This is a genomic window from Pantoea sp. (assembly GCF_032114055.1).
GTDB lineage: Bacteria > Pseudomonadota > Gammaproteobacteria > Enterobacterales > Enterobacteriaceae > Pantoea.
This window is the reverse complement of the sequence record NZ_DAMCTB010000001.1, coordinates 800,804-826,524: the sequence shown is the minus strand read 5'-3', so window position 1 is coordinate 826,524 and position 25,721 is coordinate 800,804. Positions and strand designations below refer to the sequence as shown.

At 61.0% G+C, this 25,721-nt stretch carries 22 protein-coding genes; 14 read left to right on the top strand and 8 right to left on the bottom strand.

Translation table 11 applies throughout. The annotated features are described in order from the left end of the window. Nucleotides 1-263 precede the first annotated feature (263 nt). The 3 genes from RT657_RS03895 to idi all read left to right on the top strand — a co-directional run bounded on the left by RT657_RS03895 (nt 264) and on the right by idi (nt 4,147). Nucleotides 264-1,373: a suppressor of fused domain protein gene (locus RT657_RS03895; protein ID WP_313652601.1), complete on the top strand. Its 1,110-nt coding sequence runs from the start codon at nt 264-266 to the stop codon at nt 1,371-1,373. A 190-nt stretch (nt 1,374-1,563) separates the two neighbouring features. Further along, the gene (locus RT657_RS03890) at nt 1,564-3,459 is read left to right on the top strand and encodes a methyl-accepting chemotaxis protein (RefSeq protein WP_313652599.1); all 1,896 of its coding nucleotides are present in this window, start codon (nt 1,564-1,566) and stop codon (nt 3,457-3,459) included. Between the two features lie 145 nt (nt 3,460-3,604). Further along, entirely contained in the window at nt 3,605-4,147 is a 543-nt protein-coding gene (gene idi, locus RT657_RS03885) for an isopentenyl-diphosphate Delta-isomerase (RefSeq protein ID WP_313652598.1), read from the top strand. A 102-nt stretch (nt 4,148-4,249) separates the two neighbouring features. Here the strand turns inward: idi and RT657_RS03880 are convergent, their stop codons facing one another. Beyond that, nucleotides 4,250-5,725: an MFS transporter gene (locus RT657_RS03880; protein ID WP_313652706.1), complete on the bottom strand. Its 1,476-nt coding sequence runs from the start codon at nt 5,723-5,725 to the stop codon at nt 4,250-4,252. 312 nt (nt 5,726-6,037) lie between these two features. On the opposite strand from RT657_RS03880, the gene RT657_RS03875 reads away from it, so the two are divergent. Genes RT657_RS03875 through RT657_RS03860 form a run of 4 tightly spaced genes read left to right on the top strand, consistent with a single transcriptional unit; the run spans nt 6,038 to nt 9,787 of the window. Next, entirely contained in the window at nt 6,038-6,949 is a 912-nt protein-coding gene (locus tag RT657_RS03875) for an ABC transporter substrate-binding protein (RefSeq protein WP_313652597.1), read from the top strand. Between the two features lie 3 nt (nt 6,950-6,952). Next, entirely contained in the window at nt 6,953-8,128 is a 1,176-nt protein-coding gene (locus RT657_RS03870) for an ABC transporter permease (protein ID WP_313652596.1), read from the top strand. Continuing rightward, nucleotides 8,121-9,068, top strand: coding sequence for an ABC transporter ATP-binding protein (locus RT657_RS03865; RefSeq protein WP_313652595.1), 948 nt, complete (start codon nt 8,121-8,123; stop codon nt 9,066-9,068). Before RT657_RS03870 ends, RT657_RS03865 begins: the two co-directional genes overlap by 8 nt. Next, nucleotides 9,056-9,787 (top strand): ABC transporter permease, encoded by a 732-nt coding sequence (locus tag RT657_RS03860; protein ID WP_313652594.1) that lies wholly within the window; start codon nt 9,056-9,058, stop codon nt 9,785-9,787. Before RT657_RS03865 ends, RT657_RS03860 begins: the two co-directional genes overlap by 13 nt. A gap of 175 nt (nt 9,788-9,962) precedes the next feature. Here RT657_RS03860 and RT657_RS03850 read toward each other — a convergent pair whose 3' ends face one another. Beyond that, a complete protein-coding gene (locus tag RT657_RS03850; protein WP_313652592.1) occupies nt 9,963-10,697 on the bottom strand; it encodes a MerR family transcriptional regulator in 735 nt (244 codons plus the stop codon). Between the two features lie 149 nt (nt 10,698-10,846). Here RT657_RS03850 and RT657_RS03845 point away from each other — a divergent pair, with 149 nt between their 5' ends. The 4 genes from RT657_RS03845 (at nt 10,847) to ybiB (ending at nt 15,227) form a co-directional block, all read left to right on the top strand. Then, nucleotides 10,847-11,410, top strand: a complete 564-nt coding sequence (locus RT657_RS03845; protein WP_313652591.1) for an XRE family transcriptional regulator — start codon at nt 10,847-10,849, stop codon at nt 11,408-11,410. Further along, nucleotides 11,407-11,925, top strand: a complete 519-nt coding sequence (locus RT657_RS03840) for a GNAT family N-acetyltransferase (RefSeq protein WP_313652589.1) — start codon at nt 11,407-11,409, stop codon at nt 11,923-11,925. The genes RT657_RS03845 and RT657_RS03840 overlap by 4 nt, the downstream gene beginning before the upstream one ends. 141 nt (nt 11,926-12,066) lie before the next feature. Continuing rightward, on the top strand, nt 12,067-14,235 hold the full coding sequence (dinG, locus tag RT657_RS03835) for an ATP-dependent DNA helicase DinG (protein ID WP_313652588.1): 2,169 nt from the start codon (nt 12,067-12,069) through the stop codon (nt 14,233-14,235). 23 nt (nt 14,236-14,258) lie between these two features. Next, a complete protein-coding gene (gene ybiB / locus RT657_RS03830) occupies nt 14,259-15,227 on the top strand; it encodes a DNA-binding protein YbiB (protein WP_313652587.1) in 969 nt (322 codons plus the stop codon). Nucleotide 15,228: 1 nt separating this feature from the next. On the opposite strand, the gene RT657_RS03825 is transcribed toward ybiB, so the two are convergent. The 3 genes from RT657_RS03825 to hutH form a co-directional block, all read right to left on the bottom strand. Beyond that, nucleotides 15,229-16,386 carry a M20 aminoacylase family protein gene (locus tag RT657_RS03825; RefSeq protein WP_313652586.1) on the bottom strand — a complete coding sequence of 386 codons (1,158 nt, stop codon included), beginning with the start codon at nt 16,384-16,386 and terminating at the stop codon, nt 15,229-15,231. A 197-nt stretch (nt 16,387-16,583) separates the two neighbouring features. Further along, entirely contained in the window at nt 16,584-18,269 is a 1,686-nt protein-coding gene (hutU, locus tag RT657_RS03820) for a urocanate hydratase (RefSeq protein ID WP_313652585.1), read from the bottom strand. A gap of 15 nt (nt 18,270-18,284) precedes the next feature. Continuing rightward, nucleotides 18,285-19,835 (bottom strand): histidine ammonia-lyase, encoded by a 1,551-nt coding sequence (gene hutH / locus RT657_RS03815; protein ID WP_313652584.1) that lies wholly within the window; start codon nt 19,833-19,835, stop codon nt 18,285-18,287. A 325-nt stretch (nt 19,836-20,160) separates the two neighbouring features. Here hutH and hutC point away from each other — a divergent pair, with 325 nt between their 5' ends. Next, entirely contained in the window at nt 20,161-20,916 is a 756-nt protein-coding gene (gene hutC / locus RT657_RS03810) for a histidine utilization repressor (RefSeq protein ID WP_313652583.1), read from the top strand. Here the strand turns inward: hutC and RT657_RS03805 are convergent. Further along, complete coding sequence (locus RT657_RS03805; RefSeq protein WP_313652581.1) at nt 20,900-21,442, bottom strand: HutD family protein; 543 nt, start codon at nt 21,440-21,442, stop codon at nt 20,900-20,902. The two genes, hutC and RT657_RS03805, sit on opposite strands and share 17 nt — an antisense overlap. Then, on the bottom strand, nt 21,439-22,794 hold the full coding sequence (locus tag RT657_RS03800; RefSeq protein WP_313652580.1) for a formimidoylglutamate deiminase: 1,356 nt from the start codon (nt 22,792-22,794) through the stop codon (nt 21,439-21,441). Before RT657_RS03800 ends, RT657_RS03805 begins: the two co-directional genes overlap by 4 nt. 81 nt (nt 22,795-22,875) lie before the next feature. Between RT657_RS03800 and hutI the strand changes: the two genes are divergently transcribed. Beyond that, complete coding sequence (gene hutI / locus RT657_RS03795) at nt 22,876-24,093, top strand: imidazolonepropionase (RefSeq protein WP_313652579.1); 1,218 nt, start codon at nt 22,876-22,878, stop codon at nt 24,091-24,093. Then, a complete protein-coding gene (gene hutG, locus RT657_RS03790; protein ID WP_313652578.1) occupies nt 24,090-24,881 on the top strand; it encodes an N-formylglutamate deformylase in 792 nt (263 codons plus the stop codon). Before hutI ends, hutG begins: the two co-directional genes overlap by 4 nt. A gap of 131 nt (nt 24,882-25,012) precedes the next feature. Here hutG and RT657_RS03785 read toward each other — a convergent pair whose 3' ends face one another. Further along, nucleotides 25,013-25,645: a flavin reductase family protein gene (locus tag RT657_RS03785; RefSeq protein ID WP_313652577.1), complete on the bottom strand. Its 633-nt coding sequence runs from the start codon at nt 25,643-25,645 to the stop codon at nt 25,013-25,015. Nucleotides 25,646-25,721 lie beyond the last annotated feature (76 nt).

Here is a 25,721-nt window from a genome sequence, read left to right as displayed (position 1 = left end):
CCAGCGTTGTCAGAACCGTGTCACACCAGAGTACGCTGAAGGTAATGGAAATGCCTCTCTGAATGGGTAACGGCATTGTCATGCTCAATGAAATAATCACACCCTGACGCTGTAATGCTACTTTCCATGTCCCGCTTACAGGACCTTCGGGAGACGCCGCCGACGCCAAACTTTGAGACTATTACCCTTGCCTCAGCGTGCGCCAGCCAGGATCCTGCTCTAATCTGGGGAAAATGGATTCCTCAAGGTTTTGTCGAGGCACTATGACGTACAAATCCCTGATTGCTGAAGTCCACAATCAGCAGCGCACCCTGACCGCTATCGTTGAGCAGGATGCGCGTACCGCCTATTTTTATATCTGGCCAACCGACCTGTTCCGCAGTCAGTATGCGGTGCGCGGCTGCTGGCTGCGCAATCTGCTGCCGGCTCCGGTGCAGGAAGATCGCGAGGCGATGGAGCAGGGCATTGCGCCGCTGCTCAGCGCCGAGTATTGCCGCAATCTGGAAGCGGAACCCGAGCTGGATCCGGCCGGTCTGCAGGTGCTGTGGGAGCCCAGCGATGATGGCGCGGCGCTATGGTACTACGGCCAGCTGCTGGCGGTGATTCCGGGCTGGAGCCTCTATCAGGAGAAACAGGTGAGCTTCTCCGCCGGCTGCATCAAAAAGAACCGCCTCACGGCGCCGCTGGGGTCGGCCTCTACGAATGACTATTACGCTCGTGCGGAGCATCAGCGCCAGTTCTGGCGCGAATGGCACGACGGCAGCGAGTGGGACAACGTTCAGCAGGATCTGATGTCCTGCTATCAGGCCCGCTTCGGCGAGCCGGTGAAGTATTACGCGATCGACCAGGGGAGCTGGCCGCCGATGGCGATCTCCCAGCACTGGCATCAGGGCGTCTGGTATTTTTTAACGATCGGCATGAGTATCCGGCCCATGCCGCAGGTGGACTACCTGTTTGATGAGCTGGCACCGCAGTATCGCCGTATTGAGCTGGGCATGGCGGTCGACGGCGAGGTCATGACCGAAAGCAACGCGGTGCAGATGGCGAGTGCGCTGGCGGAGTTTGTGCATCTGCCGTGGGCGCGTCTGACATGGCTTGGCGAGGGCCACACGCTGGCCTCGGAAGTGGCGCCCGTCGGCTTTGACAGCTTCCTGCTGGCAAATGAGCTGGCCAGCGAACAGGCGCAGTTTACCCTGCCCAAGCGCGATGGCGATCGACCCAGCTTACTCTGGGCAACCCCGATTACCGAAGCGGAACGACAGTTTGCCCAGGCGGAGGAACAGGGCGGCCAGAAGTTACGGGAACGGTTAACCGCAGAGGGTAGCAATCACGTTTTCCGCCCACGCCATCAGGTGGTCAATCCGGAAGAGTAAGCTCGTTACTGCGCGACATTTCGCCTGTTGCTGATGCCTGCCACGCCAGTGATAGTTGCGCAGTGAAATTAAATCCTTACGCAAATCAACCATTTCTGAAATATGTGATCCCGCTCATCTCAAGTTCCTCTTTAACAAGCCGTTAACCCGGATCAGGCAATTGCGCCACACCAGGTTCAGGGGAACAAAGATGTTTAAAACAACACAATCCCGTTTCACCGCAACAATGATCGCCTTCTTTGTTGCGCTTTTACTCGTTACAGTCTGGGTCATCAACCAGTTCGTCGCGCCGCAGCTGGTCGACAGCGAAAGCCGACTGGTTCGCTATCAGGTTGATTCCCTCGCGTCCGGCATCGTTGAACAGATGAACCGCGTTCAGGCGCAGCAGCGGGCCATCACCGAAGCCGCCTCGGTGATGGACAGCGCCACTATCGATACCCTGTTACCGACGCTGGTAAACCAGTATCAGGACAGCAATGTGTTTGGTGGCGGTATCTGGCCGCTGCCGAACCGTCGCGATCCGGCCAAAGAGAAAGACAGCAGCTTCTTTGCCCGTAATGCCAGCAACGAACTGCAGGTCAATACCTACTGGAACTCCGATGCCGCCGACAAATACTGGGAACAGCCCTGGTATAAAGATGGTCTGGCTGCGGCCAAAGGGCAGTGCGCCTGGGCCAAAGCCTATCAGGATGCCGCCAGCCCGCAGCCCCGCACCAACTGCGCCATGGCTATCTACCGCAACGGTACGGCCTGGGGTGTGGCGACCATCGACGTGACGCTGGGCTTCTTCAATCAGCTGGCGAAACAGATGGGCGAAACCATTCATGGCAACGTGCTGATCGTTGAGGCAGATGGCAAAGTGGTCGGGAACGGCGCGCTGGTGAATGCCACCCCGAAGCTGGAGAACCTGGCCGACGTACAGATGCCAATGGCGGCGCCGCTGAAAACCCTGCTGAATGGCGTCGGCAGCCAGCCGCTGGAAACCACCTTTGACAGCAGCGAAGGCGAGCAGACGCTGTTTGTACAGGCTATTCCTGGCAGCCCCTGGTATCTCGCCAGTAGCCTGCCGACCAGCCTGCTCAAAGCGCAGTCGCACAACATGCTGACCCGGCTGGGTCTGGTGCAGATCCCGCTGGCGGTGATCCTGCTGCTGGTTTCACTGGGCTTTGTCCGTGCAATGATGAAACGTCTTGGCGTGCTGAACCGTAACATTGAAGCGCTGTCGACCGGCGGGGCCGATCTGACCCAGCGTCTGCCCGCCAGCAACAGCCCGGAATTTAACGCCGTGGCGCAGAGCTTTAACCAGTTCATCAGTTATCTGCAGGGTCTGATTCAGCAGGTCGGTGACAGCGCGCTGGCGATCACCGCTGCGTCACGCGAGATTGCCAGCGGCAACGCCAATCTCTCCTCCCGTACAGAAGAACAGGCCAGCTCGATTGTGGAAACGGCGGCCTCGATGGAGCAGCTGACCGGCACCGTGCGTCAGAATGCCGACAATGCGACCCATGCTAACCAGCTGGCAGGTGATGCCTCACAGGTGGCGGCACGCGGCACCGAGGTCGTTCGTCAGGTGGTCACCACGATGGGCGAGATCCATCACTCGTCACGTAAAGTGGTCGATATCATCAGCGTCATCGACAGCATTGCGTTCCAGACCAATATCCTGGCGCTGAACGCCGCCGTTGAAGCCGCACGGGCCGGCGAGCAGGGACGCGGTTTTGCCGTTGTGGCATCCGAAGTGCGTAACCTGGCGCAGCGTTCAGCCAATTCAGCGCGGGAGATTAAAAAGTTAATCGAGGAGTCCGTAGCCAACATCGACACCGGCAGCGCGCTGGTTGAGCAGGCGGGTCAGACCATGGATGAGCTGATGCAGGGCGTGAGCAGTGTCACCACCCTGATGAGCGAAATTATGTCCGCCAGCCGCGAGCAGAGCATGGGGATCGAACAGGTTAACGTGGCGATTACGCAGCTTGATGGCACAACCCAGCAGAACGCCGTGCTGGTGGAGCAGGTTTCTGCTGCGGCACAGGCGATGGAAGCGCAGAGCACCCAGCTGGAGCAGGTTGTTCAGAGTTTCCGCCTCTAATCTTCCTCAGGCCAGCCTCGCTGGCCTGATTTTCATTGCGCTTCACCTGCTTACCTTCGTCCTTCCCAGGCAAAAAATCCTCTGCAGCACGCCCAAATGTCTAATCTTGTGCCAGAATAGATGGGAATAATCTCAAGGAAACGCCATGTCTGCTATTGAAGTTATCCTCGTTGACCACCTCGATCGTCCCACTGGCAAAATGGAAAAGCTGGAAGTGCATGAAAAAGGATTACTGCACCGTGCGGTGACGGTTTACGTCTTCAATTCCCGGCAGGAGCTCCTGCTGCAGCGGCGCGCCAGCGATAAATATCACTGTGGTGGCCTGTGGAGTAATACCTGCTGCGGGCATCCTTATCCCCATGAATCGACCCGTGACGCCGCCGAGCGCCGACTGCGGGAGGAGATGGGAATGGTCGTGACGCTGACGCCGGTATTTGAACTGAGCTATAACCTGAAGCTGAGCAATGGCCTGACCGAGCATGAATATGGTCACGTCTTTTTTGCGATCTGCGACAGCCTGCCTGAGCTGAATCCACAGGAGGCGGATGCCTGGGATTATCGCCCAATGGCGCTGATTGCACAGCAGATGCAGCAGCAGCCTCAGCAGTTTACGCCGTGGTTTATCCACACGTTTCCGCGCATCCCGGACTATCTGGCGCAGTTTCCCTTTCCGGCCGTGACGGCATAAACAAACCGCACTGCGGTGCGGTTTGTCGGCCTGCAGGCGCCGGAAACCTGTATTCTTCGTAAAAATGCCATTTCTGTACAGATGGCCACGCCCGGTGCCTGCTTATTGCGGCTGCTCAAAATCCTCCGCGTCCACATCATAGCCTGAAGGCTCCCAGCGAATCGCCAGCAGCGCCAGCAGACCGGCCAGCGGTGCCAGGAAGATGACCCAGAAGACGCCGGTGCCCAGTGCCGCCACCAGCACGGGAAACAGAAACAGTGAAACGGTCGAGCTGCCGCGCATCAGCGTCTGATTGAAGCCCACGCCCACGCCGCGCAGCGAGGTCGGGTAGCTCAGTGAGGCAAAGGTCATGGTGTGCGAGCCAGGTCCGAATCCCTGACCAAACAGGAACAGCGCCAGCATCGCGATAGCCAGCGCCGCCTCCTGTCCCTCTTCCGGGCGGCCAATCAGCGCCAGCCCCAGCAGCGCCACACACTGACAGCCATAACCCGCCACCGACATTTTCCATGCCCCCAGGCGCGGCACCAGACGCACGGCCAGAATGCCGCCGACAAAGGCAAACAGCAGATTCAGCGTCAGTGACACCAGAATCGTAGTCAGCATTGACTGCGCAAGGAAACTGGAGATGATGACCGGCAGGCCAAACGCGACAGCATTATAGGCAAATGAGGAGGCGATGGAGGTGATGGTCGCCAGCAGGGTCCGGCGGCGATACACCCCCTTCAGGAGCGCGACATAGTTACGCCAGCCCGCCTTGCGCACCGCCGTAGCAGGCGTCAGCCCGGCGTCAGAGGCTACCTGCGCGTTGATGTTCCAGGCACCGCGCAAAATGGCTGCGGCACCGTTGAGATCACCCTGGTTCGCGGCCCAGACCGGCGATTCACTCATATATCGACTGCGGATAGCGATGATGATGATCGCCGGTACGGCACCAAAGCCCAGGATCAGCCGCCAGAGCCAGTCAGTGTGACTTTCTGGCAGCACGGCATAGAGCAGCAGTACCAGCAGGTAGGAGATACTGATCGCTGCATACCAGGTCGGACACCACATCGCCACGCTGGCTGCTTTATTGCCTTTGCCGCGCAGCTTTGAAAATTCCGCCAGAAAGGCCATCGCCACCGGCAGATCAATGCCGACGCCCAGCCCCATAACAAAACGCGCACCCGCCAGCACATATTCATTGGGCGCGAGCGCACAGGCGAGCGCCGCCACGACAAAGAAGAACATATCGGCCATAAACACCCGATAGCGGCCGATCTTATCCGTGAGATAGCCGCCGATCAGGGCGCCAATAATCGCGCCAAAGGTAATGGCCGAGGCGACCATGCCGGTGCCGGAGGGAGTCAGGTTAAATTCGCGCGTGATGTCTTTCATGCCAAAGGCCAGCGCGCCCAGATCGTAGGCATCAAGAAATACGCCCCCCAGCGCAATCGCGATCACGATACGGGCGTTATTGCGGGCGCTGTCGCCACGGTTCACTAAACGTGAAACATCGGCTGCATTGCGGATCCAGTGTGTTTCACCCGCAGGCGCACGGCCTGCTGTTGCCACATGTGCGGAAGAGGTCAGGTCGGACATGTTGTTCTGCATCTTTTATTATTCATAACAGGTCTGGAAGGATAGCCGTTCAGACGTCCGGGCGTAAATTCATTTCCGCTATATGAAATAAGATTCTCATCTCAGATTGCGATCCTGCGGCGAGAAAGTCAGCGGCATCACCGCCATGCCAGGCTACGCTTTTAAGGCAGTGTCTCTCTTCAGCCTCGCCTGGCAGCCTGCTGCTGCGCGGCAGGCGAGCAGTCAGAGCGCCAGGGCGCATGACACCCTGTGAGGCATTGCATCCAGACAACGCACAAAAACAACACACGACAACGCGATAAGGAAAAGGTCATGATCAGAATTCGGGGCTGGATCGGTGTCAGCGCTTTGCTGCTCAGCATGGGAATGGCACAGGCAGCAGATCCTGTACGGGTCGGCTCAAAAATTGATACGGAAGGGTCACTGCTGGGCAATGTCATCCTGCAGGTGCTGGAGAAGCATGGGGTCAAAACCGTCAATAAAATTCAGCTGGGCACGACGCAGGTGGTGCGCGGTGCCATTACGGCGGGCGAAATCGATATCTATCCCGAATATACCGGCAACGGCGCATTTTTCTTCAATGATGAGAAAGACAGTGCCTGGAAAAATGCCACTGCAGGCTACGAGAAGGTGAAGAAGCTCGACGCAGAGAAGAATCACCTGGTGTGGCTGACGCCTGCACCTGCGAATAACACCTGGACCATCGCCGTGCGCAAAGAGCTGGCGGAAAAAAATCAGCTCACCTCGCTGGCCGATCTCAGTGCCTGGCTGAAAAAAGGCGGCACCTTCAAGCTGGCAGCCTCGGCAGAATTTATTGAACGCAGCGATGCTTTACCCGCCTTTGAAAAAGCGTACGGTTTTAACCTGAAACAGGATCAGCTGCTGTCGCTGGCGGGCGGTGACACCGCCGTCACCATCAGCGCAGCGGCGCAGCAGACATCCGGCGTCAATGCGGCGATGGCCTACGGTACGGACGGGCCGGTGGCGGCGCTGGGACTGCAGACGCTCAGCGATCCCAAAGGCGTTCAGCCCATTTATGCACCGACGCCGGTTATCCGTGAATCGGTCCTGAAAGCCTATCCCGGCATTGAGGCCTGGCTGAAGCCGGTGTTCAGCGCGCTGGACGAGAAGACGCTGCAACAGCTCAACGCGAAAATCGCGGTCGACGGTCAGGATGCCAGCAGTGTTGCGACCGAGTGGCTTCAGCAGCAGAAGCTGCTATAACCGATGCCGATATCGCGGGAAGCGATACGCCGTCCGGTGCAGCAGCCGGTGGCCTGGCTGCTACTGACTCTGCTGAGTCTGGCGCTGCTCGTTCTGCCCTTTCTGAATTTTGCGCCGAACCGGCTGGTGGCGGGCGAGCCGCTGATGCTCTGGCAGATCCGCTATTCCGGACTGCTGCTGGTGCCGCTGGCGACGCTCTGGCTGCTGCTGTGGCGTCGACCCGGCCGCAGCACGCTGATTCTGGCGCTGCTGACGGCGGAGCTGATGCTGGCGCTCACCCTCTGGCTGGGCGGACATCAGGCGACGCTGCTGAGTCAGCAGGGCAGTCGTCTGGCGCGCACCAGCTTCGCCAGCGGCCTCTGGTGTAGCGCCGCCGTCATACTGCTGCTGATCACCGATTGGGTGCGGCAGCTGACCCGTCACCGGCTGGCTCAGCTGCTGCTTAATCTGCAGGTCTGGCTGCTGCCGCTGCTGCTGCTATTCAGCGGGCAGCTGGGCGATCTTTCGCTGCTGAAGGAGTATGCCAACCGCCAGGCCGTGTTTGATGCGGCGCTCAGCCGCCATCTCACCCTGCTGGCCGGCACGGTGCTGCCTGCGCTGGTCATTGCGCTGCCGCTGGGCGTGACGCTGTTCCGGCGTCCGCGATGGCAGGGCAGCGTTTTTGGTGTACTGAATGTGATTCAGACGGTGCCTTCTGTTGCCCTGTTTGGTCTGCTGATTGCACCACTGGCCGGACTGGCTCAGCACTTTCCCTGGCTGGGCGCATGGGGCATTAGCGGCATCGGGATGGCCCCGGCGCTGATCGCGCTGGTGCTCTACGCGCTGTTGCCGCTGGTGCGCAGCGTGGTCGTCGGCCTGCAGCAGGTGCCGCACCAGGTGCGTGAGAGTGCGCGTGGGATGGGGATGAGCGGCTGGCAGCAGTTCCGGGCGGTAGACGTGCCGCTGGCGCTGCCGGTCTGGCTGGCGGGGCTGCGGGTGGTGATGGTGCAGACGCTGGGGATGGCCGTGGTAGCGGCGCTGATTGGCGCAGGCGGCTTCGGCGCGATTATTTTTCAGGGGCTGCTAAGCAGTGCGCTTGATCTGGTGTTGCTGGGTGTGATGCCGGTGATTGCGCTGGCGGTGACGATCGATGCCTTGTTCCGCCTGCTGATCTCACTGCTGGAGAGAAAAGATGATTGAATTTGATAGCGTATCACGCGCCTTTAACGGTAAAGCGGCGGTGAAAGATCTGTCGTTGCAGATAGCCGCCGGCGAATTCTGTGTGCTGCTTGGCACCTCTGGTTCCGGCAAATCGACCACCCTGAAGATGATTAACCGACTGGTGGAGTTTGACAGCGGGGATATCCGCTTTGCCGGTGAGTCGATTCGTCAGCTTGATGCCCGCGCGCTGCGCCGCCGTACAGGCTACGCCATCCAGTCAATCGGCCTGTTTCCGCACTGGACGGTGCGAAAGAATATCGCCACGGTGCCGGTCCTGCTGGGCTGGTCGCACACGCAGGTTGATGAGCGCATCGCGGCGCTGCTGGCCCTGCTGAGCCTCGACGCGCAGCTGCTTGATCGCTATCCGCATCAGCTCTCCGGCGGGCAACAGCAGCGGGTCGGCGTGGCGCGCGCGCTGGCTGCGGATCCGGACGTCCTGCTGATGGATGAGCCGTTCGGGGCGCTCGACCCGGTCACGCGCGGCATGCTGCAGCAGGAGATGCTGCGTATTCATCGCCTTTCGGGGCGGACGATTGTACTGGTGACTCATGATATCGACGAGGCACTGACGCTGGCCGACCGCCTGGTATTGATGGACAACGGCAGGATCGTTCAGCAGGGCAGGCCGGTGGAGCTACTGACGCAGCCAAAAACTGATTTTGTGCGCGACTTCTTTGGCCGCAGCGAAATTGGGGTGCGACTGCTGTCGCTGGAGCAGGTCAGCCAGGCCGTGCGACGCGGCGAGTGGCTGGCGGGCGAACCGATCAGTGCCGGGCTGACACTGCGGGAGGCGCTTTCTCAGTTTATCGCCCGGCAAACCGACAAACTGCCGGTAATCAATGCGCAGCTGCAACCGCTGGGCGTGCTCCACTTCAGTGACCTGCTGCAACGGCGCGAGACAGTCCCATGCGCGGGTTAAAGGATCCTTTGCTGTGGCTGGTGCTGCTCTATATCGCACTGCTGAGCCTGATGCCATGGAGCGGGCCGCTGTTTCACCACTGGTTTCCCGAGCTGGCGCGACCGCTCTATCAGCAGGAGAGCTTCTGGCAGCTCACCCTGGCGCACCTGTTTCTGGTGATCGCTGCCAGCCTGCTGGCGATTGTGACAGGCGTCGGCAGCGGTGTACTGGTGACGCGACGGGCAGGGCGCGCCTTCCGGCCGCTGACAGAGACGATCGTGGCCGCCGGACAGACGATCCCGCCAGTGGCGGTGCTGGCGATTGCGGTACCGGTGATGGGCTTTGGCGCGTGGCCAGCGGTGGTAGCACTCCTGCTCTATGGCCTGCTGCCGATTTTACAGGGTACGCTGGCCGGCATCGATAGTGTTCCGGAGAGCAGCCGGGAGATCGCGACAGGGGTCGGCATGACGCCCTGGCAGCGGCTGTGGCAGGTCGAGCTGGCGCTGGCTGCACCGGTTATCATCGCTGGCATCCGCACATCCGTCATCATTAACATCGGGACTGCGGCCATCGCCTCGACGGTGGGGGCTAAAAGTCTTGGCTCACCGGTAATCATCGGTTTAAGCGGGTTTAACACAGCCTATGTGATTCAGGGGGCGTTACTGGTGGCGCTACTGGCTATCGTCAGCGATCGGCTGTTTGAACGCCTGCAACGCTGGCTTAGCGTGAGTGAACGATAAGGGAGTATCCTACCAGCATCAGACCGCTGGTGCCGCCGACAGCCATGATAAAAAACAGCGTGGCGAAAAAGGCTTTTTTGACATTCATGGGGAAAACCTGAGCTTGTTAACAGTAAGGCGGGGATAATAGCGCGCGCAAGGCAGCAGGCAAAGCGCCCGGCGTGCGTTTTTGTTATCAGGCAGGGTCGTGCAGGCGTACAGAATAACCCTGTTCCTGCCAGTGAGTCAGCTGTTCCTGCTGGCGACGGGTCAGTTTTTTACCGGTAAAGACAAACATATTCATGCCGGGAAAAAGTTCGGGACGCGGCACATCCAGCGGTTCAGCCAGCACGTCGATCCGCCAGCCATGTTGAGACAGACGCCACCCTTCCAGCCAGATACGGGTGCGGTCTTCAATACCCCAGCCGATAATCAGCGCATCTTTGCCTGATTTTTTGCGGCTGCCGGTCAGGCAGAAAGCCACATAGTCAATCAGCAATCCATCCAGCAGACTGCACATAGTGCGGGCGGTATTCTGGTCCAGGCTCAGCTTCTGACGCACCGGCATAAAAACGTGATCGATTAGCGCATCTATCGGATGTTCGCGGCCAATGGCGGCAATCTTGTTACGGAGTTTAGCAGGCCTGACGTGCCGCAGGACGCTGATAAGCTCATCCTGCAATGTTGTCCAGCCATCATGCGCATCAACATCGCCTCCTTCCAGCAATGCCTTGACCTTTCCGACCGGCACGCCGCTTTCAATCCAGCGCATGATCTCTTCAATGCGCTGAACATCTTCTTCATCAAACTGACGATGTCCGCCTTCGGTCCGTTGCGGCTTCAGTAAGCCATAACGACGCTGCCAGGCGCGTAAGGTGACTGGGTTTATGCCACAGCGCTCGGCGACGTCACCGATACTGTATAAGGTCATAAAATCCTCTTTCGATTGGTCTGAGTACAATTACCATAACGAAGCAATTTAAGTTGTACAATACATTTCGCTATGTACAACTTGACTGATACGGTATTTCCAGGCTATATCTCAAAAATGAGAATATTTCCCTAATATGAGAATGCCCCATGTCTGAGCTGAATACTGAGCAGCGACTGGCAGTAAGACTGTCAGAATTACGACTGCAACGCGGCTGGTCGTTAGATGAACTTTCTGTCGCCACGGGCATCAGCCGCGCGTCATTATCGCGCATTGAGAGAAGCGAGACCAGCCCCACGGCGGCACTGCTCAATCGCCTGTGCGCGGCCTATGGACTCACCATGTCGCGTCTGCTCAGCGAAGTCGAAGAAGAATCCGATCTGCTGGTCAGGGCGGATCAGCAGCCGGTGTGGCAGGACGCCGCCAGCGGGTTTATCCGCCGCAATGTTTCACCACCCGCTCTTCATTTTAGATGCGAAGTGGTTGAGGGCAAGTTACAGCCTGGCGCGCGCATCGATTATGACATTCCCCCCGTTCAGGGACTGGAGCAGCATATCTGGTTGTGCGAGGGCGGCCTGACCATCGCGATGGGGATGCAGCAGTGGACATTACAACCCGGTGATTGTTTGCGCTTTCATCTGACGGGAAAATCTGCATTTGAGGCGCACCTCACCGACGGTGCCCGCTACCTGCTGGTGGTGGCCAAACCATGATCGATTACATCCTGTTCAGCGCCTCGCAGGCGCAGCAGCAGATGGAGTCACTCAGTGGACTTTTGCAGGCCTGCGTGGCAGATGGCGCCAGTGTCGGTTTCACGGATGCTGCCGATCGTGAAGCCATCAGGCACTTCTGGCAGCAGCGTATTCCCGGCCTGGCCGCCGGTGACAGCCAGCTATTCGTCGCCTGTCAGCAGGAAACGATTTTGGGTACGGTGATGATAAATTACAGTGCCATGCCGAATGGCCGTCACCGGGCAGAGATCAGCAAACTGCTGGTGCATCCTCAGGCGCGCCGTCAGGGCATTGCCCGGACGCTGATGCAGTGTGCCGAACAGCGGGCGCGCGCAGAGGGCAAAACGCTGCTGGTGCTCGATACCCGCAGCGGCGATGTCGCCCGCGATCTCTACCGTTCGCTGGACTGGCAGGTGGCGGGAGAGATTCCGTTTTATGCAGAATCCACTGCTGGGGTGCTGGACGCCACCACCCTGATGTACAAAGTGCTGGTATAACGTGCGGCGGGACGGCGCCGCAGCTCCCGGAACCGCCGCTGAAATTTCTGACGACGCACGAAAAATTCGGCGCGAAAGCTGACGCCGCCGGGATACTGTGTAAAAATACAGGCCATTTTTTCCGGTGTGGTAACGCTAATCATGGCTCTGACAGCCGCAATAAAAAGCCAGATAGCGGAGTGGTATAAAGCGCTTCAGCAGCAGGTGCCTGACTTCATTCCGCGCGCGCCGCAGCGGCAGATGATCGCCGAAGTGGCAAAATGTCTGTCAGGTGACGACGCGCGCCATCTGGCGGTTGAAGCGCCGACCGGCGTGGGAAAAACCCTCTCTTATCTGATTCCGGGCATTGCGGCCAGCCGTGCTCAGGAGAAGCAGCTGGTCATCAGCACCGCCAACGTGGCGCTGCAGGACCAGATCTTCACCAAAGATCTGCCGCTGCTGAAAAAAATCATTCCCGACCTGACCTTTACCGCCGCCTTTGGTCGCCGGCGCTACGTCTGCCCGCGTAATCTGGCCGCGCTGGCGGCAGATGATGACCAGCAGGGCGATCTGCTGCTCTGGCTGGACGATGACGCCGTCAGCAGCACCAAAGAGGAGCAGACCCAGTGTGGCCGGCTGCAGAAAGCGCTGGATCGCTATCAGTGGGATGGCCTGCGCGACCACAGCGACGAAAACGTCAGCGACAGCCTGTGGCAGCGGCTCTCGACCGATAAAGCGAGCTGCCTGGGTTCACACTGCCGCTGGTATCGCGAATGCCCGTTTTTCGTGGCGCGGCGCGAGATCGAGCAGGTGGATGTGGTGGTGGCGAACCATGCGCTGGTGATGGCGGCGATGGAGAATGAGTCGGTGCTGCCGCCCGCTAAAAATCTGATGCTGGTGCTGGATGAAGGGCATCATCTGCCCGAGGTGGCCCGCGATGCGCTTGAGATGAGCGCGGATATTACGCCCGGCTGGAGTAGCCTGCAGCTCGACCTCTTCGTGAAGCTGGTGGAAAGCATCATGACGCAGATGCGGCCCAAATCGCCCCCGCCGCTGGCTAACCCGGAGCGGCTGAAAGCGCATTGCGATGAGCTGCGTGAACTGATGACGCTCACCGCTCAGGCGCTGAACCCCTTACTGCCGCCGCATAACCAGCCGGGAGAGTTTCGCTTCGTGCTGGGTGCGCTGCCGCAGGAGCTTCTCGACCTCTGCGCCCGGCTGTTCAAACTCAGCGACGCGCTGCGTGGCCTGAGTGAAGGCCTGATCAATGCGCTGAGCGAGCAGACGGGCAAGGTGGATGTGGTCCGTCTGCATCGCAATCTGCTGCAGCTTAACCGCCAGTTTGGCTGGTTCGAGTCTGTCAGCAAGCTGTGGCGGCTGGCGTCGATGGAGAAAGCCTCCGGTGCGCCGGTGTCGAAATGGATTACCCGCGAACTGCGCGAAGGCCAGGCGCATCTGCTGTTTCACTGCGCCGGAATCCGCGTCAGCGACCAGCTTGAGAAGATGCTGTGGCGCAAAATCGCACACGTCGTGGTGACGTCCGCCACGCTGCGGTCGCTGAACAGTTTCAACCGGTTGCAGGAGATGTCGGGACTCAGCGAAAAGGCGGGCGACCGTTTTGTGGCGCTGGACTCCCCGTTTAATCACGTAGAGCAGGGCAGGCTGGTGATCCCGCAGATGCGCTATGAGCCGCTGATGAGCCATGAAGCGGAGCATATCGCCGAGATGGCCGCCTTCTTCCGCCAGCAGATGGCAGAGAAAAAGCACAAAGGGGTGCTGGTGCTGTTTGCCAGCAACCGGGCGATGCAGCAGTTTGTCGCCTGCCTGACCGATCTGCGGCTCTCGATGCTGGTGCAGGGCGATCAGCCGCGCAGCCGCCTGGTCGATCTGCACCGCCAGCGCGTCGCCAGCGGGCAAACCAGCATTCTGATTGGCCTGCAGTCCTTCGCGGAGGGGCTCGATCTGAAAGGCGATCTGCTGAGTCAGGTGCATATCCATAAAATCGCTTTTCCGCCGGTGGACAGTCCGGTAATTTTGACCGAAGGCGAGTGGCTGAAGAGTCTGAAGCGTTATCCGTTTGAGGTGCAGAGCTTACCCAGTGCCTCATTTACCCTGATCCAGCAGGTCGGACGCCTGATTCGCAGCCATCAGTGCTATGGCGAAATCGTGATTTATGACCGCCGGTTGCTGAGCAAACCCTATGGCAGCCGGTTGTTAGCCGCGCTGCCGGTCTTTCCGATTGAGCAGCCGGCCACGCCGGAGCCGGCAGCGATACCGGCCAGCGTGGTGCCAAAAAATACCGTGCGTAAACGACGTCCCACGCGGCGCTAAGCGCACTTAACCGGAAGCGAAAGATGGAACTGAATAAAATCATTAAAGAGGTGGGGCGCGGTAAAAATCATGCCCGCGATATCGACGCTGATACCGCTGTGGCGCTCTACAGCGCGATGCTGGCGGGCGAGGTGCCGGACCTGGAGCTGGGCGCTATCCTGATTGCGCTGCGCATCAAAGGCGAGGGCGAAGCGGAGATGCGCGGCTTTTACCAGGCGATGCAGGCGCAGATGATGTCGCTGCGGGCGCCGGAAAACCGGCCGATGCCGATTGTCATTCCCAGCTACAACGGCGCGCGCCGGCAGGGCAACCTGACGCCGCTGCTGGCACTGCTGCTGGCGAAACTCGGGTTCCCGGTGCTGGTGCACGGCGTCAGCGACGACGCGACGCGCATCACCAGCGAAGCAGTATTTGCGGCGCTGGGGATCGCTCCGGTGACCACGGCGGAGGCGGCGCAGGCAAAGCTGGATCAGGGCGAGCTGGCCTTTATCACCATCGATCACCTCTGTCCGCCGATGGCGAAGCAGCTGTCGCTGCGCTGGCGCATGGGGGTGCGCAACAGCGCGCATACGCTGGCAAAACTGGCGACCCCGTTTGCGGAGCGTGCGGCGCTGCGCCTGTCGAGCGTCTCACATCCTGAGTATGTGCCGCGCGTGGCAAAATTCTTCAGCGACATCGACGCTCCCGCGCTGTTACTCAACGGCACCGAAGGGGAGGTCTATGCTAATCCGCTGCGCTGCCCGGCGATCAGCATGATTCAGGGTGCAGGCGCGGAAGCGGAAGTGTGGGTGGAACGTCAGCCGGAGGTGAGCGTTGCGCTGCCGGCAGATAAAACGGCAGAAGTGACCGCGCGCTGGATTGAAGAGGTGCTGAATCAGCAGCGTCCGGTGCCTGCGTCGCTGCGACTGCAGCTTGCCTGCTGTCTGCGCGCCAGCGGTGAGTGTGACTCGCTGGACGCGGCAGAGCAGCGGATCGGCGCCGCTGGTTACTGAATCAGGCGACGGGCAGCGCCTGCTCGACCAGGTTCTGCCAGAACCGGATGCCAATCGGCAGCAGCGCGTCGTTGAAGTCATAGCGGGCGTTGTGCAGCGGTGCGGAGGGGGTATCGCCATCCGCACCCAGCCAGAAGTAGGCACCGGGACAGGCTTCCATCATGCAGGCAAAATCTTCCGACGCCATCGACGGGTTCACCTGCCAGTGCACCTGTTCCGCGCCCAGCGTTGCCAGGGCCACGTCGCGCACCTGCTCCGCCGGGGCGACGTGGTTGGCGGTGACCGGATAGCCCGGCAGCCAGTGAATGTCACCACTGACGCCAAACGGGCGCGGCAGAGTGGTCACAAACTCATCAATCAGCCCCCGCACGTTTTCACGTACGTTGTTCTGCAGACAGCGCACCGTGCCGCGCAGCACAATCTGTTCCGGGATCACGTTAATCGCTTCGCCGCCGTGGATCTGCGTCACGCTGACCACCGCCGAGGCCAGCGGTGACAGGCGGCGCGACGGAATGGTCTGCAGTGCCAGAATCAGTTCGGCCGCCACCACCATCGGATCGGCTCCGCTCTCCGGCATCGCCGCGTGGCAGCTTTTGCCGTGCAGGGTGATTTCAAATGAATCCAGCGACGCCATCATCGCGCCGGGATTGACCGCCAGCGATCCCAGCGGCAGCCCCGGCCAGTTGTGCATCGCATAGATGGCATCCATCGGGAAGCGCTGAAACAGGCCCTCTTCCACCATTTTACGTGCGCCACCCAGATTCTCTTCGGCGGGCTGAAAGATGAAATGCACCGTGCCGCTGAACTGGCGCGTGGCGGCCAGTTGCCGGGCGGCGGCCAGCAGAATGGCGCTGTGGCCGTCGTGTCCGCAGGCGTGCATCACGCCCGGCGTCGCGGAGCGCCATTCGGCGTCGCCTTTCTCCGTAATCGGCAGCGCATCCATATCCGCACGCAGCCCGATCACCGGGCCGGAACCGTTTTCCAGCGTGCCGATCACCCCGGTGCCCGCCAGACCGCGAAACACCTGCAATCCGGCCCTGGCCAGCTCTTCCGCAATAAACTGACTGGTTACCTGTTCCTGGTAACCGAGTTCGGGCTGGCGATGAAAATCATGGCGCCAGCGCAGGGCATCTTCAAGCAGGGCAGGGGAAAGGGTCATGCAGAGTCGCGCTCCATACAGAATGAGAAGATTTCACTTTAGTGATCGGGTGGCGCGACGTCTATCGCCGTCAGGACGAAATCGGACGACAGGCTAAATCAAAATGGAATAAGTAATAAGAAAGCGATGTCAGGCTACGGGAAAAACGGGGATAACAGCGCAGAAGCGGGGTAAGCGGCTGCTTACCCCGTAAACAGCTATTTCAGCATCGGCAGGTTCAGGCCATGCTCTGTTGCGCACTGCTGCGCCAGCGCATAGCCTGCGTCCGCGTGACGCATCACCCCGGTGGCCGGGTCGTTCCACAGCACGCGACCCAGACGTGCATCCGCCTCTTTGCTGCCGTCACAGACGATGACCACGCCGGAATGCTGCGAGAAGCCCATACCTACCCCGCCGCCATGATGCAGGCTGACCCAGGTCGCGCCGCCAGCGGTGTTCAGCAGCGCATTCAGCAGCGGCCAGTCAGAAACCGCATCCGAGCCATCTTTCATCGCTTCGGTTTCGCGGTTCGGTGAGGCGACAGAACCACAGTCGAGATGGTCGCGGCCAATCACTACCGGCGCTTTGAGTTCGCCGTTGCGCACCATTTCGTTAAAGGCCAGACCGGCCAGATGCCGCTCGCCCAGCCCCAGCCAGCAGATACGGGCAGGCAGCCCCTGGAAAGCGATTCGCTCCTGCGCCATATCGAGCCAGCGATGCAGCGTTTTGTGATGCGGGAACAGCGCCTTGAGTTTTGCATCGGTCTTATAGATATCTTCCGGGTCGCCCGACAGCGCCACCCAGCGGAACGGGCCTTTACCTTCACAGAACAGTGGGCGGATATAGGCCGGCACAAAGCCGGGGAAATCGAAGGCATTGCTGACACCCTCATCCAGCGCCACCTGCCGGATGTTGTTGCCATAATCCACGGTCGGGATGCCCATGTGACAGAAGTCGAGCATCGCCTGAACGTGGACCGCCATCGAGGCGCGCGCTGCTTTCTCGACCGCTTTCGGCTGCGAGACGCGCGCCTGCTGCCAGCACGCCAGATCCCAGCCAATCGGCAGATAGCCGTTGATCGGGTCGTGCGCCGAGGTCTGGTCGGTCACGATGTCCGGCTTCGGCCCGCCCGCCCGTGCGCGTTTAACCAGCTCCGGCAGGATCTCCGCCGCGTTCCCCAGCAGGCCGACCGAAATAGCTTTCTTCGCTGCGGTCGCCTCGCCGATCATCGCCAGCGCCTCGTCCAGCGTTGTGGCTTTGTAGTCGACATAGCGGGTACGCAGGCGGAAATCGATACGCGACTCCTGACACTCGATCGCCAGCACACAGGCGCCGGCCAGCACGCCCGCCAGCGGCTGCGCACCGCCCATGCCGCCCAGTCCGGCGGTGAGGATCCAGCGCCCGCTGAGGTCGTTGTCGTAGTGCTGACGTCCCGCCTCGACAAAGGTTTCATAGGTGCCCTGCACGATGCCCTGCGCGCCGATGTAGATCCAGGAACCCGCCGTCATCTGGCCATACATCATCAGGCCCGCTTTATCGAGCTCGTGGAAGTGATCCCAGGTCGCCCAGTGGGGCACCAGGTTGGAGTTGGCCAGCAGCACGCGCGGGGCATCCGCGTGGGTGCGGAAGATACCGACCGGCTTACCGCTCTGGATCAGCAGCGTCTCATCGGGCTGCAGAACCTGCAGCGAGCGCAGGATCTGTTCGAAACAGGCCTGGTTACGCGCCGCCTTACCGATGCCGCCATAGACCACCAGATCTTCCGGCCGCTCGGCGACGTCGGGATCGAGGTTGTTCTGAATCATGCGGTAAGCCGCTTCAATCAGCCAGTTGGCGCAGTGCAGCGTGGTGCCGTGCGGCGCACGAATCTCGCGCGCTACAGCCTGAGAAAGGGTTTCGCTCATGAAAGATTCCTTTATTTAAGAAGTCGTGCGCATGCTCGGCAGCAGCGCGGTCAGTGCCTGCGGCCAGTCAGCGCGGCTTGCCCACTGACGCATGGCCTCAATATCGGGTGCCATCAGGCGGTCCGCCTCAAGAAAGGCAACCTGCTCACGGAGGGTGGCCAGCGCCTGCTCAATCAGCGAGGAGCTCTGCAGCGGCCGGTTAAATTCGATGCCCTGTGCGGCGGCCATCGCCTCGATGCCGACGACCGCAGCACTGTTGAAACACATGCTGCCGAGACGACGCGCGGCGTAGGTGGCCATTGAAACGTGGTCCTCCTGGTTCGCAGAGGTAGGCAGGCTGTCGACGCTGCCGGGATGCGCCAGCGATTTGTTTTCCGAGGCCAGCGCGGCGGCGGTTACCTGCGCGATCATAAAGCCCGAATTGACGCCGCCATCCCGCACCAGGAAAGGCGGCAGACCCGACAGGCCGCTGTCCAGCAGCAGCGCCAGTCGCCGTTCTGAAATAGCGCCCACTTCGGCAATTGCCAGCGCCAGGATATCCGCGGCAAAGGCCACCGGCTCGGCATGGAAGTTGCCGCCGGAGATCACATCGCCGCTGTCGCTGAAGACCAGGGGATTATCCGAGGCGGCGTTGGCTTCGATTTCCAGGATCCGCGCCGCGTGGCGCATATTGTCCAGGCAGGCACCCATCACCTGCGGCACGCAGCGGATAGAGTAGGGATCCTGAACCCGGCCGCAATGAGTGTGTGAAGAGAGAATCTCACTGCCTTCGATCAGGGCGCTGACCGCCGCCGCCACGGCAATCTGCCCCTGCTGACCGCGTGCCTGATGGATGCGGGCATCGAACGGTTTCAGCGAGCCTTTAATCGCTTCCAGCGACAGAGCACCGGCCATCAGACCGGCGGCAAACAGATTTTCGCCCTCAAACAGGCCGCGCAGCGCCAGCGCGGTTGAGACCTGAGTGCCGTTAAGCAATGCCAGCCCCTCTTTCGGGCCGAGTACAAACGGCGACAGCCCGACGCTGGCCAGTCCCTGAGTTGCCGGGATCAGTTCACCATTATGGCGGACCTGACCTTCGCCCAGCAGCATCAGCGACATGTGCGCCAGCGGTGCCAGATCGCCGGATGCGCCCACCGATCCCTTCTCCGGGATGCAGGGCATCACGCCCGCGTTAAACAGTGCCAGCAGCGCCTCGACCAGCTCGATGCGCACGCCGGAATGGCCGCGCGCCAGACTGATAATTTTGGTCGCCACCACCAGACGGGTGACATTATCGGGCAGCAGGTCGCCCAGGCCGACGCTGTGTGACAGCACCAGATTACGCTGCAGATCCGCCAGCCGGCTGGCCGGGATCTGCGTCTGTGCCAGTTTGCCAAAACCCGTGTTGATGCCATATACCACGTTGCCGGAGGCAACAATCGTATCCACGGTCTGCTGGGCTGCGGCAATCGCCTGACGCGCTCCCTCATCGAGGGTCAGCGTGACCTGACCCTGATAGATAGCGCGTAATGTGGCGAGATCCACCTCGCCTGGCACCAGGCGTAATGCCTGAAACGAACCTGACATAGTCTGCTCCTGTCTGTACGAGTGTGCTGGCGTGACTGAGCTGCTCTTCTTGCCCTGACCAGCGGGATAATGCGAGTGAATCATAAGCTGCCACTCCTGTCTATGCTTGTCTATACAATTAAGCGGATGAAGCAAGAGGCATGCCAGAGCGATCACAAAAATGGATCGCCCGGCGGCGGCGGGGAAGAGGAGGATCGCTTTGCTGGCGCTGCACGGTAAGGGGGCAGACGCTGCCCTGAAAAGGCCCAGCGCCCGCTACTGGATGTATATACATTCATGCCGCGAGACAGTAAACTGACCCTATTATCAGCATAAGGAACAGCACATGGTTGAGCACACGGCACTGGCACAACTGGCGGCGGCGATGAGCGATGAGCCCGCGCCCATCTATCAGCGGGTCAAGCAGGCTATCATCAGTCAGATCCGCGAGGGATTATGGAAGGCGAATCAGCGCGTGCCGTCAGAGAGCGAACTGGTGAACGAGCTGGGCGTCAGCCGGATGACCATTAACCGGGCGCTGCGGGAACTCACCAGCGAAGGCTTTCTGGTGCGGATGCAGGGCGTGGGAACCTTTGTGGCGGAGATGAAGGGGTATACCGCGATGCTGGAGGTGCACAACATCGCCGATGAGATCGCCCAGCGCGGTCACCAGCACAGCTGTAAAATCCTCGCCATTGGCCAGACTAAAGCTGACCCTGAGCAGGCCGCCGTGCTGGGCCTGACCACCGGGCAGATGCTCTATCACTCGCTGATTGTGCACTATGAAAACGAGCTGCCGGTGCAGCTGGAGGATCGTCTGGTCAATCCGCTGGTCGCGCCTGACTACCTGACGCAGGATTATCAGCAGATGACCCCTTACACCTATCTGATGCAGGTCGCACCGCTGACTGCCGGCGAGCACATTGTTGAAGCCGTGCTGCCCGATGCGCGTCAGCGTAAACATCTGTCGCTGGATGAGCACGAACCCTGCCTGCTGATCCGGCGTCAGACCTGGAGCGACACCCGCATCGTGACCTATGCGCGGCTGCTCTATCCCGGCTCACGCTATAAGCTGCTGGGACGCTTCAGAGGACACGGCTGAGACAGGTAAACAGCAGTCTGGCATCCGCTTCGCACGGGCTGAGGCGGGTCTCTTCGTCCACCCACCATACGCCCTGCTGCGCAGTCAGTGTTTCCCCCTCCGCCGTCTGCCATGTGCCCGCCAGCACCCAGGCTACCCCGTGCAGACTGCCTGCAGAGGTAGTGACCACCTCCACGCTGGCCTGCCATGCATCCCGCCGCGTCATAATATTAAAATCTTCACTGACGCCGCCCTGCAGCTGAGCCATGACAGCCAGTTCACCGTCAAACGCCCAGGGCTGGTGAGGGGGCAGCCGCTGCTGCACGCCGGGTGCGGTCAGTAACACCGGGTCGCCGTGCAGCAGGGTAATGACCCGATCGATACCCGGAAAGGCGGAGAAGGGGCCATCCTGCGCGAGGGTTGCGATGCTGGCGCGCCAGCCGAAGCGTTCCTCACCCGGCGGAAAAGTGACGATTTCGCGGGTCTCGCCGCCGCCGTTGCGCCAGCGGCTGACCGTCAGCGCCGGATAGGCAAAGCGGGCCATCATCGCAGCACCGCCATCGCCTGAGCAAAACGCGCCGCACACGCCGCCTGCTGCGGATGGATACCCTCTTTGATTACCGCCTTGCCCGCCACATAGACATCCCGAATCTGGTCGCGCTGCCCGGCGAAGAGCCAGCGGTTCAGTAGCGCCCGGGAATCCACGCTGCCGAGCCAGGCCTCATCCCGCAGCACCAGCCAGTCGGCGCGCTGTCCCACCGCCAGCGTGCCCTGGCGGATACCACACGCCTGTGCACCGCCTGCGGCCGCCTGCTGCCAGAGCAGATCACCCACCGACGGCTGGCCGGGCCGGGTAATCCGGTTGCGGCGCTGGTCGCGCAGCCGCTGGGCATACTCCAGCCAGCGCAGCTCCTCCTGCGTACTCAGCGAGACGTGACTGTCGGAGCCGATGCCCCAGCGTCCGCCCTGCGCGATATACTCCACTGCCGGAAAGATGCCGTCACCGAGGTTGGCCTCGGTGGTCGGACAGAGACCCGCCACCGCGCCACTGCGGGCGAGGCGGGTGCGTTCGTCCTCATCCAGATGGGTGGCGTGGATCAGGCACCAGCGCGCATCCACCGCAAAGCGGTTCAGCAGCCAGGCAACCGGACGCTCGCCGCTCCACGCCAGCGAATCGCTGACCTCTTTCTGCTGTTCAGCCACATGAATATGCACCGGCAGCGTCGGGTCGCTGGCCGCCAGCACCGCCTGCATCTGGCTTTCGCTTACTGCCCGCAGCGAATGGAAACAGAGGCCGCGGTTCAGCAACGGCCGCTGCTGCTGCCACTTCTCCAGCCGCGCCTGCTGTTCCAGGTAGCGATCGGTCTGCTGGATAAAACGCTTCTGACCAGCTGTCGCAGGCTGGCTGCCAAAACCGCTGTAACTGTAGAGCACCGGCAGCAGCGTCTGGCCGATTCCGGCCATCTCTGCCGCGTCAATAAGCGTTTGCAGCATGCTGTCATCGCGGTAAGGCATACCGTCGGGGTCGTGATGCAGATAGTGAAATTCTGCCACCTGGGTGTAGCCGCCTTTCAGCATCTCGATGTAGAGCAGGGCGGCGATATCCCCCACCTGTTGTGGCGTCAGGCGCTGCACCATGCGGTACATCTGATCCCGCCAGGTCCAGAAACTGTCCTGCGGATCGCCTGCGACTTCCGTCAGGCCCGCCATGGCGCGCTGAAAGGCGTGAGAGTGCAGATTAGCGATCGCCGGGATCACTTCGCCGTCAAGCCGGACAGCCTGATCCGCGTGGCTGTCTGGTGTGATAGCGTCGATAAAACCGGTCTCGCTGACCCTGATCCGCACCTGCTGCTGCCACCCCGTCGCCAGCAGGGCGCGGGGAGCAAAAAAAGTCGCCATGGTTGATCCTCACTGGATGTAGTTGTATATACATATACATACTTTGAAGCAGCCTGTAAATGCCGGAGGCGGGAGAGCGCGATGGGAAAAGAGATGCACGTAGAGACGCTGTGGACCGGGGCCGACCTGGTCACCATGCGTGACGGGAAGTACCATCTGATACCGGCGGGGGCGCTGGCGGTGCGGGCAGGCAGGCTGATGTGGGTCGGGCCGGAGGCGGAGATGCCCGCCTTCGTCGCCGACCGGCACCATCGTCTGCCGGGCGGCATCGTGACGCCGGGGCTGGTGGATTGCCACACCCATCTGGTGTTTGGCGGTGACCGCAGCCAGGAGTTCGAACAGCGCCTGAATGGCGTCAGCTACGCGGAGATCGCCGCGCAGGGCGGCGGTATCCTCTCTACCGTGCGCGCCACCCGCGCTGCTACCGAGGAGGAACTGGTGGCGTCGGCCCGCTGGCGTCTTGCTCGCCTGCTGGCAGAGGGCGTCACCACCGTAGAGATCAAGTCCGGGTATGGGCTGGATGAGGAGAGCGAACTGCGGATGCTGCGGGCGATACGACAGCTTGGGGAGAGCGTGCCCGCCGATGTCCGGGCCACCTGTCTGGCTGCCCATGCCTTTCCGCCGGAGTTCAGACAGGATCCGGAGGGCTGGGTCGATATTATCTGCGACAGGCTGCTGCCGCGGGTGCAGGCACTGGGGCTGGCGGACGCCGTAGATGCGTTCTGTGAACACCTCGCTTTTTCGCCGCAGCAGGTGGCGCGGGTGTTTGATCGGGCGGTGGCGCTGGGGATGCCGGTGAAGCTCCATGCGGAACAACTCTCTGCGCTGGGCGGCGCGGCGCTGGCGGCCGGCTATGGCGCGCTCTCAGCGGACCATCTTGAATATGCCACGGAAGAGGATGCCCGGGCGATGGCGCAGCATGGCACCGTCGCGGTGCTGCTGCCCGGTGCCTTTTATCTGCTGCGCGAGACGCGGCGTCCGCCGGTCGATCTCTTCCGACGCCATGGCGTGCCGATGGCGCTGGCCAGCGATGCCAATCCCGGCACCTCACCTGCGCTGTCGCTGCGTCTGATGCTGAACATGGGCTGTACCCTGTTTGGCATGACGCCGGAGGAGGCGCTGGCGGGCGTGACTCTGTGGGGCGCAAAGGCGCTGGGACTGGCAGAAAGTCACGGCTCGCTGGAGACGGGCAAAGTGGCGAACTTTGTTCACTGGCCGCTGGCCCGCCCGGCGGAACTGGTTTACTGGCTGGGCGGTGAACTGCCCTGTACCGTTATCTATCGTGGAGAACCGCAATGAATCCTTTTGATTTTACCCAGGGCACGCTGCCGCTTCTGGTCAGCATTCCCCATGCCGGAACCCGCCTGACGCCAGAGGTGGAGGCCGGATTAAGTGAGGCCGCACGCGGTTTACCCGACACCGACTGGCATATTCCGCTGCTCTACGATTTTGTCCGCGACCTGGGCGCCAGCGTATTAATCGGCCATTACTCCCGCTTTGTGGTCGATCTTAACCGGCCGCCCGATAACCAGCCGCTCTACAGCAGTGCCACTACCGGCCTGTTTCCGGAGACACTGTTTGACGGCACACCGACCTTCTCACCGGGTAAAACGCCGGATGCCACCACGAGGCAGGGCTACATCGACGGGATCTGGCAGCCTTACCATCAGCAGATTCAGCAGGAGCTGGTGCGCCTTAAGGCGCAGCATGGCTACGCGCTGCTGTTTGATGCGCACTCCATCGCCAGCGAAATTCCCCGCCTGTTTGAGGGCCGTCTGCCCGACCTCAACATCGGCACCAACGACGGCGCCAGCTGCACGTCCGCTATGAGCACGGCCATTGAGGCGGTATGCGCAGCTCAGCAGGACTACAGCTGGGTGATCAACGGACGCTTTAAGGGGGGATATATCACCCGTGCTTACGGCCAGCCACAGCAGCAGGTCGAGGCCGTTCAGCTGGAGCTGGCGCAGCTCAACTATATGGATGAGACGCCGCCTTATGCCTGGCAGCAGGCGCGGGCTGGGGAACTGCAGAAAGTGCTGAAGGCGCTGATCCACGCCATGCTGGCAGAGGCTGAACCGCGCTGAATCGCGGCCGGTTCCACGTTTACGAGAAGCGTGCGGGGTGGCCGCCGGAAACGGGGCAGCCAGTGTCAGGCATCATAGTCAGAGACAGGACGGGAGAAGCGCACCGGGCCGATGCGCGTGTGGGGTGAGGGTTACTTAGCGCGCGCGTCCGGACGGACCAGATCAAAGCGCTGTGCCTCACTGATGCCGTAATAGGCGCTGGGGCCGCCCGCGCGCAGAACCGGCTCGGCTCTGGCCGTCTGATAGATACCCTCTTCCAGCAGCGACTCATCGATGTGGATCGCCACCGCTTCACCCAGCACCAGCCAGCTGTCGATCGGGTTGCCGCTGGCATCCTGCAGCTGAATCAGCTGTGTCAGCCGGCACTCGAAGTTAACCGGACTTTCTGCCACCAGACTGGCAGCGACCTGAGAAGCCGCCAGCGGCGTTAAGCCGGCAAAGGCAAACTCATCCTGATCGGCAGGCAGCGACGCTGAAGTTTCATTCATTGCTTCGGCCAGAGAGCGGGTTGCCAGGTTCCAGACGAACGCTTTCGTCTCTGCGATATTGCGGACGCTATCTTTCCAGCCGCTGCTGGCGAAGCCGATAATCGGCGGCTGATAGTTAAAACAGTTGAAGAAGCTGTAAGGAGCCAGGTTGCGCTGGCCGCTGGCGCTGACAGAACTGATCCAGCCTATGGGGCGCGGGCCGATGATCGCGTTCAGGGGATCGTGCGGCAGACCGTGACCGGCACGGGGTTGATAGGAATAGCGCTTAGTGGTCATAACGTCTCCGGAAGATGATTTTAATTATCTTAGCCCGACAGCATCGCCCACGAAAACAGAAAGCGGTTAGCGGATG